The organism is Pseudoalteromonas sp. MTN2-4, assembly GCF_042848605.1.
Classification (GTDB): Bacteria; Pseudomonadota; Gammaproteobacteria; order Enterobacterales; family Alteromonadaceae; genus Pseudoalteromonas.
In genome coordinates this window covers 422,329-436,224 of record NZ_BTGK01000003.1, presented here as the reverse complement: position 1 = coordinate 436,224, position 13,896 = coordinate 422,329, and the positions used below count along the sequence as shown (strand labels likewise).

Annotated in this window: 10 protein-coding genes and 1 riboswitch; of the genes, 4 read left to right on the top strand and 6 right to left on the bottom strand. The window is 39.4% G+C overall.

Going from position 1 to position 13,896, the window contains the following annotated elements; translation table 11 throughout:
• Positions 1–134: 134 nt before the first annotated feature.
• Positions 135–644 (bottom strand): peroxiredoxin family protein, encoded by a 510-nt coding sequence (locus ACGHEH_RS10775; protein ID WP_390445039.1) that lies wholly within the window; start codon positions 642–644, stop codon positions 135–137.
• Positions 634–2,736 (bottom strand): TonB-dependent receptor plug domain-containing protein, encoded by a 2,103-nt coding sequence (locus ACGHEH_RS10770; protein ID WP_390445037.1) that lies wholly within the window; start codon positions 2,734–2,736, stop codon positions 634–636. Before ACGHEH_RS10770 ends, ACGHEH_RS10775 begins: the two co-directional genes overlap by 11 nt.
• A gap of 250 nt (positions 2,737–2,986) precedes the next feature.
• Between ACGHEH_RS10770 and ACGHEH_RS10765 the strand changes: the two genes are divergently transcribed.
• Positions 2,987–5,041, top strand: a complete 2,055-nt coding sequence (locus ACGHEH_RS10765) for a S9 family peptidase (protein WP_390445035.1) — start codon at positions 2,987–2,989, stop codon at positions 5,039–5,041.
• A 160-nt stretch (positions 5,042–5,201) separates the two neighbouring features.
• Entirely contained in the window at positions 5,202–5,387 is a 186-nt protein-coding gene (locus ACGHEH_RS10760; RefSeq protein ID WP_390445032.1) for a hypothetical protein, read from the top strand.
• A gap of 63 nt (positions 5,388–5,450) precedes the next feature.
• On the opposite strand, the gene ACGHEH_RS10755 is transcribed toward ACGHEH_RS10760, so the two are convergent.
• Genes ACGHEH_RS10755 through ACGHEH_RS10740 form a run of 4 tightly spaced genes read right to left on the bottom strand, consistent with a single transcriptional unit; the run spans position 5,451 to position 10,645 of the window.
• Entirely contained in the window at positions 5,451–6,002 is a 552-nt protein-coding gene (locus ACGHEH_RS10755) for a DUF4136 domain-containing protein (RefSeq protein ID WP_390445030.1), read from the bottom strand.
• Between the two features lie 59 nt (positions 6,003–6,061).
• Positions 6,062–8,848: an ATPase gene (locus ACGHEH_RS10750; protein WP_390445027.1), complete on the bottom strand. Its 2,787-nt coding sequence runs from the start codon at positions 8,846–8,848 to the stop codon at positions 6,062–6,064.
• Entirely contained in the window at positions 8,845–9,396 is a 552-nt protein-coding gene (locus tag ACGHEH_RS10745; protein ID WP_390445025.1) for a hypothetical protein, read from the bottom strand. Before ACGHEH_RS10745 ends, ACGHEH_RS10750 begins: the two co-directional genes overlap by 4 nt.
• Positions 9,383–10,645 (bottom strand): hypothetical protein, encoded by a 1,263-nt coding sequence (locus ACGHEH_RS10740; protein ID WP_390445022.1) that lies wholly within the window; start codon positions 10,643–10,645, stop codon positions 9,383–9,385. The genes ACGHEH_RS10745 and ACGHEH_RS10740 overlap by 14 nt, the downstream gene beginning before the upstream one ends.
• 148 nt (positions 10,646–10,793) lie before the next feature.
• Here ACGHEH_RS10740 and nhaD point away from each other — a divergent pair, with 148 nt between their 5' ends.
• A complete protein-coding gene (gene nhaD / locus ACGHEH_RS10735) occupies positions 10,794–12,041 on the top strand; it encodes a sodium:proton antiporter NhaD (RefSeq protein ID WP_349287354.1) in 1,248 nt (415 codons plus the stop codon).
• Between the two features lie 130 nt (positions 12,042–12,171).
• A riboswitch (Lysine riboswitch) is annotated at positions 12,172–12,345 on the top strand.
• An 81-nt stretch (positions 12,346–12,426) separates the two neighbouring features.
• The gene (lysC, locus tag ACGHEH_RS10730) at positions 12,427–13,773 is read left to right on the top strand and encodes a lysine-sensitive aspartokinase 3 (protein WP_390445018.1); all 1,347 of its coding nucleotides are present in this window, start codon (positions 12,427–12,429) and stop codon (positions 13,771–13,773) included.
• Positions 13,774–13,896 lie beyond the last annotated feature (123 nt).

Here is a 13,896-nt window from a genome sequence, read left to right as displayed (position 1 = left end):
CGCTTATCTTTACCTAATAACCTTTTATTTTTGCTACAACCCAAACTCACGTTGACTGTGGTGTAAGGCAGCTCATAGTAACCTTATTTAAGAAGATAAAACAAACCTGAATTCTTTTTAATATGAAAGTAAAATCAAAGTAATTTGGTTCTCCTTTCATTTTTACACGATGAGACATGGTTTTCTTTCACTAGGTTTTCAAGCGTGCTTGCAGAGTTGTAACCTTGGGTATAAAAAGTTAATTTTCCGCGTTTATTAAAAACTAAAGCCATTGGAACTGGTGGTTTTCCTCCTAGAGCCTTAACTATTTCAGGGTGACCAACAAACGCCGGAAAATCATTATGCTTCTTTCTTAAAGCGCGCTTCAGGTCTCTGTTATTACCATTGATACCTATCATTATACTTCTGACTTCGGGGCATTGAGTCTTGAGCAATTTTAAAGCTTTGTGCTGTTTTTCGCACCAACTACAGTTTGGCATAAAAAATGACGCAATGATGGGCTGGTTTTTAAATTGAGATAATGTTTCTTGCTTACCGTATGCTGCGTCATTCAGACGCAGCATAGCCAGTTCATAAAACTCAAATGCATGAGCTTTATGAACAAAAAACAGTAAAAACAGTACAGAGGCTGTTTTAAAATTCATAGGTTAAACCAGCGTATGCCATTCTTCCGCGAAGTGGGCCGTGAATGTAAACAACATCGTAGCCACCTTCGGCGTCAAACATAAGCGGGCTGCCCATATCCTCTGCTTGGTTATAGTCAAATAAATTACTGGCACCAAAATATAATGTGAATGTTTCAGACATTGCTTTTGATACTTTCATGTCTACAGTGATGTAACTTTCAGCCGTAGTTGGTTTTGCAAACTGCGCTCGTGTGTCGTTAAAACCCTCATAGCCGTACTCAGTGAGGTCTCTACTCGCTACCCAGGTTGCACTTGAGATAATCTCCCAACCTTTAAAGTGTAGGTCAGAACTAATCGACGCTCTTTTCTCTATTGGTGCAATACCGAATGATGCTTTGAATGTATCGTCATAGTGATATTGCTCTGCAATTGCGTAAATAGTCAGATCATCATTTACCTGATAATTAGCAGAGATATCTATTGCAGTGACGGCCGCTGTTTCTGCTAGCTGAGTAAGAAGCGGCGTACCTTCTTCATTCTCAGAGAGTGTTGCTAGATGATCGACTTTTGTATGTGCTGCAGAGGCAGTAACAGTCAATGTTTCTTTTTCGTAGCTCAGTGAATAAGTAGCTGATTTTGAGCGCTCAGGCTGATTCACTTCGACCAAGAAACCTTTACCAGAATCTAAAATTCCGTGATCGCTTTCAAAGAATGAGAGGGGAGCACGGTACCCTTGACCAAATGATAAGCGTGAAGTTAATGTTTCATTATGGAAATAACGCATATCAACACGCGGAGAAATAATGGTTTTGTCAATTTCAACACCTGGCTTGCTAGAGTCAACAAAATCAGCCTTTATTTGATCAAGGCGGATGGCGGCCGAAGCTTCAAAATATTCGTTTGGTAACCAAGTATCTTGGATGTATAAACCTGTTGTATCGTAGTCAAAACTATCAGAGACATAGTTTTCAGTCCCTTCAAGCGCAGCAGAAGCCGAGCGCATTTCTTCTTTGCGCTGATCGATACCAAACGTTAATAAATGCTTGTCGTTTAAGTCATAATTAAAGCGAATTGACGTATAGAACATCGTATCTTCAGCATAATAATCTGTGCTTTCATAAAATGAGTCTTGCGTATGATCGACATAGGCAAGGCTTGAGGTTATATTTAATCGAGAAGAAATCTCATGTAGCCAGCTAATGCTTGCTTCTTCACGATCTGTCTTTACCCATTCAGCGGTTTCCCATGCATTACCAACATAGCGATTTCTTACATCATTGCCTTCAAATAGGCTATCAGCTTCGCCAAGGTTGACACTCGCTAAAGTTGCAGAAACGCTGGTTGCTGTATCTCCTAATACTGGACCGCCAAATACCTCAGATTGAGTTTGATTTAAACGAACTCGGATATTATTTGAATAATCTATATCATGAGACAAACTCAAAGTTAGAGATTGATTTGTTAGGGCTGGATTTTCACTAACGCCATTTTTGTCGCCATCGAATTGGTCTTTATTGTCGTATTGCCCAATCAAAATAGTTTTAGTGCGACCATCTTCACTAATGCCCGTTGCCATGCCAGACACGAGTCGATAGCCATTACTGCCAGTGGCAATGTCTAGTTCTACCTTTTCTTCACTCGGATCACTGGTTACTAGATTTACAGTACCACCAATTGCCTCTGGTGAAGTAAGAGAAGCACCAGCACCTCGAGCAATTTCAATGCGACCGATACCCGCTGCTGCAACAGAATCCATACCATAGAATCCAGAGATCATGGTGTGCATAGGTATGCCGTCAACAAGTACGTTGGTATGCTCACCTTTGAGGCCATTAATCATGATACGTTTGGCACCACACATAGCACATTCATTTGAAACACGAATACCAATGGCATTTTTAATCGCATCAGCCAAGCTCGATGATTGTGTATTTTTAATATAATCTTCTGATAAGAGTTCAGTTTTAGAAATATCATCTTTTAAAGCGCCAGACTCTATTAGCCGAGACCTTACACCTTTAACTTCTATTTTTTCTACTTCTTGTTGTTCAGAAATTGGTACTGATGCTGTAGACGCTAAAACAGCTAGCGTTGGAAATAGTAATGCCATTAATTATGGATCCTTGACGAGATTAGATTGAAAAACTTTCATTATGTTATATTGTAACATTTTCATTTTCACCTATAAAAAGTAAAAATATGTAACTAACTCTTTAAATGATATTAGTTATCAATTGTATTTGTTGAGTCTATCGTTCTCATTGCAAAATGCAATGAAGTATATTCATTTGAGGATTACACTTTGTGAATTACGTATGAAGCGAAACAAATTATTTGAGATGTTAATTTAAGGAATTGAAATGCAGTCAAAAATCACACTCCCAGTGACACTTTTTTTAGCAAGTACATTTAGCATTGAAATGTCAGCTAAAACAGATGATAAGTCAGTGTGGCAATATGAAGACGTATTTAATATTGAGTATGCAGCGTCACCTAAAACGAGCCCTGATAACAGTATGATTATATATGAACGCCGTGCAATGGATATCATGAGCGATGGGATCAGAACTAACTTATGGTCACTCGATATAAAAGATGGATCTCATAGACCTTTTTTATCAGGTAAGTCTCAATATAGATCTTTAGAATTTTCTCCTGATGGTAAACGTGTTGCATATGTCAGCAACTCTGAAGGAGATAACCAGCTTTATGTAAAGTGGTTAGACACAGGTGATATAGCTAGAGTGTCAGAGGTTCAAAGTGGTATTAGCAATATTAGCTGGTCCCCAAATGGACAGTGGATTGCTTTTACAATGTTTAAAAAAATGCCTTCCAAAGGTATTTTCAATGAGATGCCAAGGCAGCCAAAAGGTGCAAAATGGGCTGGTACAGCAACTTATATTGATCAGAAACGCTATAGAAGCGATGGCGTAGGCATATTACCAAAGGGTAATAGACATATATTTGTTGTGCCTTCAGAAGGTGGCACAGTCCGACAAATATCAAAGGGTCAATATAATCACGAAGGCATTTTAAGCTGGACACCTGACAGTAAAAATATCCTTTTCTCAGCTGATAGGCATGAAGATTGGCAGTCTAGGTCGAGAGAGTCTGATATTTATCGAATCAACATCGAGACTGGTGAGACAGTTAATATCACATCTAAACCAGGACTGGAGACACGTCCTTTAATAAGTCCTGACGGCAAGCGCGTTGCGTTTCTCGGCTTTAATGATAAAAAAATGTCGAGTCAAAATTACGATATATTCATCATGAATATAGATGGTACAAGGCAAAAAAATATAACAAAATCCTTAGATAGGCCAATTAACGCTCCAAAGTGGGATAGTAAAGGCAAAGGAGTCTACTTTAGTTACGATGACCATGGTCAGAAATATATTGGTTATGTGTCAGTTAAAGGAAAAATAAAGACCAAATTGGCAAAATTAGGTGGCCAATCTCTAGGTCGGCCTTACACATCAGGTGAGTTCGCTGTAACTAATGATAATCAGCTTGTTTTTACACAAGCTAATTCACATAGACCCGCTGATCTTGCATTGCTTTCTAAACGTGGAAGACTTACAAAGCTCACGAATTTAAACGAGGATTTACTGGGTCACAAAAAAACAGCCAACATTAAAGCTTTAACAGTTAAATCGTCTGTTGATGGTCGTGAAATACAAGCTTGGTATGCGTTACCGCCTCATTTCGACAGCAGTAAAAAATACCCATTAATACTAGAGATCCATGGTGGTCCTCACACTGCATACGGTCCAAACTTTAGTACCGAGGTGCAATTAATGGCTGCTAAAGGGTATGTAGTTGTTTGGTCAAATCCAAGAGGAAGTACTTCATATGGTGAAGACTTTGCAAACTTAATTCACCATAAATATCCATCTGAAGATCATAATGACTTAATGGATGTTGTTGATGGAATGGTTCGTAAAGAGTTTATTGATAAAAATAACTTGTTCGTAACGGGTGGTTCTGGTGGTGGTGTTTTAACAGCATGGATGATAGGAAATACAGACAGATTCAGAGCTGCGGTTGTTGCTAAGCCTGTCATTAATTGGTTGAGTTTTGCTTTGACAGCTGATGCATATCCTTACTTTGCAGAGTATTGGATGCCAGGCGTGCCCTGGGAGCAGGCAGATCATTTATGGAAACATTCGCCTCTATCATTAGTAGGGAATGTGAAGACGCCAACCATGTTGTTGACGGGTGAAGTTGATTATAGGACACCCATGAGTGAAACTGAGCAGTATTATCAAGCGCTTCAGCTTCGAGGAGTTGACTCAGCAATGGTAAGGATACCAAAGGCATCCCATGGTATCGCAGCGAGACCAAGTAATTTAATTCAAAAGGTCGGCAATATTCTTGCGTGGTTTGAGAAGTATAAAAACAAACTAAAATAATCAAAGCGGTTCGAAAGCTTACGATATTTTAAGCCAGCCATGCTGGCTTTGTTATTTAAAATGACAAAACGATAATATTTAAATGCTGTTGAAGCTTGTTCCTAAATAAGTTATCTTAAATTTGCTTTCAAGCAAAATAATAACTATTAAGGATAAATAGATGAAATTAAAATTATCAAAGAAAAAAGTAAAAAACCTTTCTTTTAACGAAAAGAGCATTGCAAAAGCACAGACGCCTCAAATCAATGGCGGTACTATTTTAACTTTTTTTGACCCTAATCAACCAAGTGACCAATGTGATGCTTTTTGTATACCTCAGCTATTACCTTCTAGAAACGGCTGCTAATAATCATAAAAAAACCACAATGTAACATTGTGGTTTTTCGAAATTATTTACTTATATTTTATTTCAATACTGAGTTTTTGGTGGAAAGTTCTTTAAAATCTCAGCTATCGTTTTGTTAATCGCTTCAGTGCGTTGCTCTGGCGTTTGTTTGTTACGTAAGCGACCTTCTTTTGCACCACGCCAAACCAGTTGATTTGATTTAGCATCAACAATATCAACTACAAGAGTGCCGATATCATATTCACGTGTTGTAGTTTGAGTTTGATAACCCCAGCCCCAGTAATTCCAACGAGCAGAGTAGGTGGTTTGCATTGTGTCTGACTCTAATTTTTGATCGACAGACGCATGATAATTTACTAATACATCGGCGTTTTTAGCTTCCACAAACTTGAAGCCTTGTGAAGATAAATTGTCAACAATGGCTTTACGAATGCGTTTTTCCATTAAGTCATTAATTTGATAGTCACTGCTGTGATTTTTAATATCAGCATGTTCTGACCATGAAAATGTTCTGTAGTTAGCAAACTCAACCGAGGTGTCATAATCCCAATCCGGTGTGCTTCCACAAGCCGCAACGAGTGTGAGTAATACTGCAATAAATAAATGCTTTAACATAGCGTTCTCCTAGTTTCTGGCTTCCATCCCAGTTGATAATGTTATTTGCTTTCTGAGACCTAACTGGCCTCAGAATGTTCCACTTCAATCCAATCTTTTTCGTCAACCCAGTTCTGACTGCCATCTTTTACACTACGGATTGGCACTAAGTAGTCACAACTGATTTGCGGTTTAACCGAAGCAAAAATTGGTACAAAGCCGAAACTCAATGCAGTTTCTATAATGGCTTTCTGGTTTTGCGGGTCGATATCTGCCGCTTCATCTATATAGATAGGAATACGATACAAAGTCTGTTCCTGATCTGATAATAGATAACGAATGAACAACATACCACATAACAGCTTGATTGTAATACGTGTTCCGTTAGAACCAGCAGAATCGATTTTATCGAAATGCTCAGTCTCACCGGCGCGATTAACCACCTCAAAACGGATATCGAATAGGTCGGTAAGTGTTAAACCGGCTTTTTCGCTTGCGAGCTTGATTAAATGATCTTTTGCTGCATTGACAGCTTTTTCGTCAGTAGGTGAGTCACTTAACAGATCAAGGTTGTCACCTTTTTCATAACTGTCAGACGTGCTAATAATGGTATCGATAGAATCAACCAGCATCTTACGAGGGATCACGTTGATCTTAAACGCTTGTAAGTTTGAGATCCTATGTTGACTGATCCCTTTGTTAAAGCTGTTCATTTCACGACGTAAACGATCTAAATCTTCACGAAGGCCTTTAATGGTTGCAGCAACCTCAGTCAGGGCAACACGTGCTTGTTTCTCAACCGCGTCACGTTCATTGTCAATATTATGATATGCGCTGATAAGTTTCTGATACTTAGTAAATTCATCGGATTCATTATCAAACTTAGTGATACCCGCATTGTAAATATGCAAATAGGTATTACGCACGTTGACAGCTAGGTTACGCAGCTCATGGCAATCTTTATTGAACTGATGGATCACATCAGCCAAGTTATCGAAATCGAGATTTATCTCAACAGGGTAAGGCGTTTGTTGCGCGCTCACTATGTCTAGTGTGTGATCAATACGCTCAGATTTAACCTGTTTTAATCGGTCCCCTTGACGTTTAATTAAGTCTTGCTTCGATAAGATAATTGAACGCCTATCTGAGATTGAGCTGGCGTTGCGTTGAATATCTTGAAGGTAGCTGTCTACTTGCTCTCGCTCAGCATCTAATTGCTCTTTGAGAAGTGATTGTGCTTCAACAGATTGCAGCATGGTTTGGTATTGTTCAAAGCGTTTAAGTGTTGCTTCTAGCGCCATTAGTTCGTCATATAAGGCATCACGCTCTTGCTGCTTTTGTACAACGTTTGCTGCAACTTCACGCTGTTGTTTGAGCTCGACTAACGATTGCTGTAAAGACTCTAACTGCGCTTTTAATTGCGCTTTGTTCTCGCCACTTTGCATTTGCACAGGGCTGAGCTTTTTAAGCTTAATGGTTGCACCAGGCAGTTTTAATTCACCACCTTTTACGCTGTTAGATAAGTTGGCTAAGAACTCACCGAAGGCGTCTTCGTCATGAATGTCAACTTCACCTTGGCTAGTCGTCGCAAAGCTCAGAATATCTGGATTCAAAATACGAGAAATTTCTTCTACTTCTTTTAAAGACAGATCTTCACGCATACGAGTAAACAAATTGAACTCAAGGTTTTTAAGTTGCAGCTTCAGACTCTTGATCTGCTTGTTGTTCTCGTTAATACGATAATCAAGGGTATGTAAGCTTTGCCCTTGAGCGCTATTAATAGAAAACGACAACTGCTCGTATTCTTTTTTAAGTAATTGCAGATTGGTTTTTAAGGTCGCGTGATTGGTTAATTCAAACTCAGTTTTAAGGGCCGAGTAGTCAATAAACCACTGCTCAATTTGTGCTTGGCGGCGGGCAATGTCGCCTGACTGTTGTAAGTAAAGTTGTTGTTTTTGTTCGAAGTCGTGTTTTTCTTGCTCTATGTCTTCTAGTTGAGCTTCAAGCTCACTCATTTGTGATTCTTGATAATCGGCAAATTCAACCAGTGACATATCAATTTTAGGGGCGTAGGCGGCAAGTTTACCTTTTATACCGCTCTCGCTATCTAGCATTTGTTCAAGGGCTGCAATGGGCTCTTGCATTGACTCAAGGGCAGCAAGTTCGCGACGAGAGTGGTTTACTTTATCAAAAGCGCGACGCCATACTTCATAAAAATCGACTTTTGAGTTTGACATATGACGTTCAAATACACGCAGCATAAAGCGTTTTACGTCTTGAGCACCTAACTTATGCAAGTTCAAAATTCGTCTGAAAATCTCTTTATAAATAGACGCATCCTGCACGTTATTTAATGGGATCATTTTCAAGTTAATATCACCATCAAATTGCGTTGCGCCACCAATGAGTAGGGCATTTAGCTCTTGTGCTTTTAACTCGACCGCTTTTTTGCCTTTGCTCTCAAGGTGATTGAACAGCTTGGTATATTTAATAATACTTTTGTCTTGCGTGAAGTCGTTTAAATCTAGCTTACCCGGGTAGCAGAAAAACTGGTGGGCATAACCTGCAATCTTGCCTAAACCTGCAACACCGATGACGACATCACCGTGGGGTAGATTGGCTTCAAGTAAAATGTAACTTTGATCGCTTGAGAAGTAGAATTTACGTGTTTCTTCTAAATCGTGACCATCCCATTCAGTTAAACGCAGGTCGTTGATCAACGGAAATTGCAGCGCATTAATCACCGAGCTTTTACCAGTATTGTTCGGCGCACAAATAGAGGCACTCTTATTTAGCGGGATCACACATTTTGCATAGCCCGCCGTATTTAACAGTGCAAGCTTACTTAATCCATATAACTTACTCATACTTCTTCCTCGAGTTCGTCAAAGTTATTATCATTTACTTCCATTAATGCATCTATATATCTATAAACTGGCGCGAGTAATATAAAGCCTTGCTCAACTTCTTTAGCCAGCCCTAAGCGCACCATGCGTAAATACACGTCTTTGCGAAGTTCTGAGCCTGAAAAAATTTCGAGCTGGTCAAACAGATGTTTATTCATTTGTACCAACGTTTGCATTAGCTCTAAGTCGCCGATGTTATTAAATAGGGCACGAAGGGGATCTTTACCTTGGTTAGCATAATGCTCGATAAGAATATAGATAGTTAATGCAATGGCACGAGAAATCTTCCCCATGTTTGGAGTGCTCTCGTCACTACCTAAATAGTAAAAGCCTCGGGGATCATGAATAAGGTCATGGCCTAGCGCAGTAAATAAGGCTTGGTAAGCATCAATGTTTTGGTCTAGTTGCTGCCATAAGGTGGTGTCTTGCTCGCTGATGTGATACCCGCTAACCAATTTTTTATTGATGGCTTGTAATTCTGATAAATCAGTTAAATTAATGTTTGTCATTCTTTTGTTCTTGCTTGTTGGCGGCATTAAATGGATACAGTTTGAATGTCTGTCCCGAAATAGAAACGCTTGTACGCTGTTCGTCCTGTTGTAATTCGAGATCTGTATCGTTGATTAACTTTTGATATAAAAACAGCATTTCATCGGCTTCGAGATCTGGGTACTGTTCAGATAAGAAACCTAAAATCGCCGTTCGTTTTTTGCCTGTTTTTGCGAAAGTTGTTCTTACATTATTGTAATCTGGAATATTTGGGCTTTGATAGGCTGGTACGTCGGTTTGATCAGGGAGTTCGTATTCGTCATGCTCAAATTCTACTAGGCTTGCCATATAGGCAACCATGTGGCGTTGTTGGCCTAATGAAAAACGTTGAATATCAGAGACAAACTCAGGCTGTACGGCACTAATTGTTCGATCAACGCCGTTTTTACGAATAAGACCTAGAACTTTAGATGCCTGACGGGTAATCAGGTTGTTACGTCTTAGTTCTTCTCGCAATGGCATCAGCATATCAGCACTCTTACGCAGACTTTCTCGACCAACTAGGTGCATATCAAGAATACGAGTACGAAGTTGTTCTAGCATGCGCTTATCAACACTTCCACGGCCAAAGAGTTCAATGTGTTCTATCTGAGCACTAATTTGCATTTCTATGCGGTTAAAGCAGCGATGAAAGTCACCTCGAATATCGACCATTTCCAGCATAGGCTCAATATATTCGTCGAATGCCTCTATCACGGCTTTATAACGTTTTTGAAGTGAAACATGGCTAGTATCAGACTTTGCTTGCTCTACAATGTTAAAGATGGCGTTTTCATTGTGTTTAAACAGCTTGACGATTTTACGCACTCGCTCGTCCATAATGCGGCTAAAGCGACGTAACTCAGTAAAGTCTCCATCTTCACCGGATTGTGCTAGGCGGTTACCGAGTCGTTCCAGATCAGTAACCAAAACCGTTATTTCTGCAGCGAGTCCTAAGTCTTCTTCTTGCAATAAAAAACTGATGAACTCTGCAATCGCTCTGTTGATTTCTAATTGTGACGATTTAGCCAGTGGTATGATTATTTCCTGATTTAATAATTTATTAGTTTCCTTGAATATTTTGTCACTTTTCCAATGAGGATTTTTGTTTTTTATGATGTTTTGAACGTCTTTGATGCTGAAATCAGTCATTTTGAAACGTTTAAACAAAAGCTCAATGGCAGACCAGTGTTCAGTGAGCGTATTTAAAACTTTATTCGCTGGGATCATATTTTTCCACTTTGTGTCTTTTTTGTGAAAAAAGACCGTATTTTATACTTATATTGATAGCTTACATATACCTATAATGCTAGAATCTGCGCCGACTTACGTTACCCACCATTTTTGTTAATTTTTAAACACAGGTTGTTTACGCATTATGGTTACTACTATAATCCTAACACTGATAGCGATAGCTTTTGTGCTCATCGTTATAGAGGATATAATCCATGTAAACAAGGCCAAAACTACACTTTTTTTTGGTACTTTATGTTGGATTATCGCCTTTATCTCTCCGATACATGGTCAAAGCCCAGAAAATGTGCAACATGAGCTAAACCACAACATATTAGAGATAGCAACCTTGTGGCTATTTTTAATGGCCACCATGACTTTCGTTGCTTATCTAAACTCTAAAGGCTTTATACAAAATATCGTGCACCGTGTCATGCCATCACAAATCAGCGAACGTAAACTCATGTTCCTGGTTGGCATTGCCGCTTTTGTATTTTCGTCAATTTCAGACAATATTACAGCAACGCTCATTTCATTAGCTGTTGTTATGTCGCTGAAATTAGACCCAAAGAAGCTTATTAAATATGCAACTTTAATCATATTTAGTGTCAACTCAGGAGGAGTATCATTGATCACAGGCGATGTGACAACACTTATGATATTTCTTGCCGATAAAGTAACCATTCCAGACTTATTATTGCTCGTGACTCCAGCGATTGTGAGCGTAGTCGTGTTGGCTACATTGCTGTCTTTTGGCATGAATGAAACGATTGTGTTTGAAAAAGAACAAACACGTCGGATTGAGAAAACGGATGTAACAATAGCGTGTATTTTTGCATTAACGGTCTTTTCAACTTTATTCTTGAGTGTTGAGTATCAAGTGCCACCTTTATTAACCATGTTATTTGGCTTGTCTCTGATGTTCTTAGTTGCTCAGTTCTTAATGCGTAAAAAAGACGTAAACCGTAAAATTATTGACTACATTCGCGAGATAGAATACGACACGCTGCTGTTCTTCGTTGGTATTTTACTTGTGGTAGGTGCACTAAAAGAAGTGGGTTTCTTAGTTAAATTCACTCAGTTGTATGATTACCTTAAACCCGAGTATGCGAATTATATTGTTGGTATTATGTCTGCAGCAGTAGATAACGTGCCTTTAACTGCGGCACTTTTAAAAGCTGATATCACTATGTCTACACAGCAGTGGCTAATGTTTACCTATGCAACGGGGGTTGGTGGTTCAATGCTAATCATCGGCTCTGCCGCAGGCATTATTGCAATGAACAAGGTTAAAGCTCTTACATTTGTTAGCTACTTACGTATGTTCTTTTATCTACTTATAGCTTATTCAGTAGGTTATGTAGGTGCTTATTACGCAGGCATGATGATTTAGAAGCTTTAAGTACAAATTAGTTAAAACAGTACTTGACACCTAGACGTCTAAAAGTTACTTTTTAAAAACCCGCACAAACTTGCGTTTGTGCGGGTTTTATTTTGCCTAAGTTCAGCTTAGATTACGCAAAATAAACAGAAGAGGCGCGAAACTTAGGTAGCTGGTTTGAGGTGACGTATACCGATGACAGTCAGTGAGGGAAGTGTTCGCCGAGAAGAATTTCAGTACGTCGCTGTTATTTTTCGGTTTACGAGGCTGAATCCTCGGAACTGTCACCGATTTATGGTGGAGAGCTTCTGGCAATGAGCATATCAAATCTATCCGTATATTCTTGCCGAGTTCTCCTTATTGATGTTGAACACACAGTGTTCATAAAGGAGATAAAATGACTTCCCAGTTCACAGTTGCTAAGTTTGGTGGTACAAGTGTCGCCAATTTTGAAGCAATGCATCGCTGTGCACAAATTATTCATGATGATAATCAAGTACGTATTGTAGTAGTGAGTGCCAGTGCAGGTGTTACTAATCACCTAGTGACACTAACTCAGCAAAAAGCTGATTTAGCAGAGCGTAAAACTCTGGTTAAAGCTGTACTTGATATCCAGGACGCCATTTTAGAAAAACTGACACTAGATGCAGACTTAGCAATCGGCTTCTCTCAGACAATTAGCGAGTTTGAACAGCTTGCTGAACTACCTGCGTTAAGTGCACAGCAATGTGATGAAATGCTTAGCTTCGGTGAGCGACTATCCTCTTTTCTATTCACTCAAGTATTACGTAATCAAGGGGTTGCTGCTGATAGGTTTGATGTACGCCAAGTACTTAAAACTGATAACCAGTTTGGGAAAGCGACGCCTGACGTGAGTGCAACTGCAAACGCAGCAGAGCAGCATTTATTGCCACAACTTGCAGACAAAGTATTAGTAACACAAGGTTTTATTGGCAGTGATACGTATGGGCAAACAACCACGCTAGGCAGAGGTGGTTCAGATTACAGCGCCGCATTATTGGCGGAAGCGATAGGTGCACAAAGCGTACAGATATGGACAGATGTTGTAGGCATATTCAGCACAGATCCTCGTTTATGTAAAAAAGCGTCACCGATTGCTCGATTGAGCTTTGATGAAGCGGCTGAAATGGCCACATTCGGTGCAAAGGTATTACACCCAGCAACCATTTTGCCTGCGAGTCGAAGCGGTATAGCGGTCTTTGTTGGTTCTAGTCGCGAACCTCAAGCCGGTGGTACTTGGATTGAAAAAGAAACCGAATCAAAAGCTGGGATCAGAGCTGTAACACAACGAAAGAACCAAATACTGTTGACACTTAAAAGCCCAGAAATGTTGTTGGCGAGTGGTTTTTTGGCACGCATTTTTACCATTTTAAGTAAATATAATATCTCGGTGGATTTGGTCACTACTTCTGAGATCAGTGTTGCCATCACACTTGATAATGCATTGAGTTCATCTAGACCTGAACTTGATCAAGCGTGTTTAGAAGAGTTGAGTGAATTCTGTCATGTAACTGTAGAGACAAATCTGACCTTGGTTGCCCTGATTGGTTCTGAGATCCAGCTTCGTCAACACGAAGTGAATTTTATGAATGTACTTAAAAACTTTAACATTCGATTAATTTGCCATGGTGCAAGTAAACACAATTTGTGCTTTTTAGTTGAACAAAGTGAATCAGATAACGTTGTTCAGTCGATACATGCGCAACTGCTAGAAGCGTGTTAAGAAGGCGTTTCATTGTTAAATTCTATCAAGCGAGCTGAGCATTAATACTCAGCTCGCTTTTTTAATGCAAATTTTTGATAGAAAGTGTCAGTACCATAACTATAAACTCTATGTTATTAAACT

Bases quoted from the DNA above. Each gene is read 5' to 3' on its own strand.
- ACGHEH_RS10770 (WP_390445037.1), bottom strand. From the start codon at position 2,736: ATGGCATTACTATTTCCAACGCTAGCTGTTTTAGCGTCTACAGCATCA.
- ACGHEH_RS10740 (WP_390445022.1), bottom strand. From the start codon at position 10,645: ATGATCCCAGCGAATAAAGTTTTAAATACGCTCACTGAACACTGGTCT.
- nhaD (WP_349287354.1), top strand. From the start codon at position 10,794: ATGGTTACTACTATAATCCTAACACTGATAGCGATAGCTTTTGTGCTC.
- ACGHEH_RS10760 (WP_390445032.1), top strand. From the start codon at position 5,202: ATGAAATTAAAATTATCAAAGAAAAAAGTAAAAAACCTTTCTTTTAAC.
- ACGHEH_RS10755 (WP_390445030.1), bottom strand. From the start codon at position 6,002: ATGTTAAAGCATTTATTTATTGCAGTATTACTCACACTCGTTGCGGCT.
- ACGHEH_RS10765 (WP_390445035.1), top strand. From the start codon at position 2,987: ATGCAGTCAAAAATCACACTCCCAGTGACACTTTTTTTAGCAAGTACA.
- ACGHEH_RS10775 (WP_390445039.1), bottom strand. From the start codon at position 644: ATGAATTTTAAAACAGCCTCTGTACTGTTTTTACTGTTTTTTGTTCAT.
- ACGHEH_RS10745 (WP_390445025.1), bottom strand. From the start codon at position 9,396: ATGACAAACATTAATTTAACTGATTTATCAGAATTACAAGCCATCAAT.
- ACGHEH_RS10750 (WP_390445027.1), bottom strand. From the start codon at position 8,848: ATGAGTAAGTTATATGGATTAAGTAAGCTTGCACTGTTAAATACGGCG.
- lysC (WP_390445018.1), top strand. From the start codon at position 12,427: ATGACTTCCCAGTTCACAGTTGCTAAGTTTGGTGGTACAAGTGTCGCC.